The organism is Streptomyces sp. NPDC088554 (assembly GCF_044752945.1).
GTDB lineage: Bacteria > Actinomycetota > Actinomycetes > Streptomycetales > Streptomycetaceae > Streptomyces.
Genome location: NZ_JBIVMF010000105.1, coordinates 1 through 1,052 on the forward strand (window position 1 = coordinate 1; position 1,052 = coordinate 1,052).

Sequence of the window (1,052 nt, forward strand, 5' to 3'; positions counted from 1 at the left end):
CAACCGGAACACCCGCCGCCTGAGCAAAAGCCCAACCAGACGGCATCCGCACCACCCGCCACCGATCAGCCACCACCACCGGACCAAAACCACCGAGGACCAGGCCCATGACACGATCGCCGGCCTGCAGGTCCGTAACGTCCGGTCCGACGTCGAGGACGACACCCGCGACCTCGCTGCCCAGTACCTCCAGACCTCCTGGGTACATGCCCAACGTGTCGAGTACGTCACGGAAGTTGAGGCCCGCCGCACGCACTGCGATCCGCACCTGGCCGGGGGCGAGCGAGGCCACTGCGTCCGGCGCCTCGATGAGGCGGAGTCCGTCGACCCGACCACGTACGTCGACGGCAAGCCGCCAGTCCGGGCGGTGCCCCGGCGGGACAAGTGTGTCGCCGGCGTTCTCTCGGGCGAGGCGCGGAATGAGAAGACGTCCGCCGCGTACAGCGGTGCGGGCGAGGCCACTGCCGAGGGCGGTGAGCAGTGCCGCATCGGAAGCAGGGTCGCCGTCCAGGTCGACCACGGCCAGTTGCCCGGGGTTCTCTGCGGCGGCGGAGCCGATCAGGCCCCAGACCCCCGCGCGACCCAGCCCGGCGACCGGCTCGCCCGGCTCGACAGCCACGGCGTTCCGGGTGATGAGGACCAGCCGGAGCCCGGCGAACCGCTCGTCGGACAACCACTGGCGCACCAGGTCGAGCGCCCGGTGCAGGGCAGTCCTGACCTGGCCGGTGAGCGGCTCGTCGCCCGCATTGTTCGGGGGCAGGGCCTCGTCCAACGATACGACGACTCCGTCGACCGGGACTCCTGAGACGATCAGCTCACCGACGGCGTCGAGGCTGTCGTGAACCCAGGCCGCGGGCAGTTCCGGCACGGCACCGAGCGCCGCCCAGCGGACCAGGTCGACCGGGTCGCCGTCCAGCACGGTCCACTCCAGATGCAGCAGCCCGTCCTGGGTTTTGCGGGTGTCGTTCTCGTCGGAGGTGAGAACGCGCAGGGCGAGAGTGTCGACAACAGCAACCAGATCACCACTGCAATCAGCAGCAACAATCCTCATA

General features: G+C 69.7%; 1 protein-coding gene. It reads right to left on the reverse strand.

Translation table 11 applies throughout. The features are described from left to right. The coding region (locus ACIP8W_RS31980; RefSeq protein WP_402205925.1) for an alcohol dehydrogenase catalytic domain-containing protein at positions 1 to 1,052 on the reverse strand (1,052 nt) is incomplete at both ends.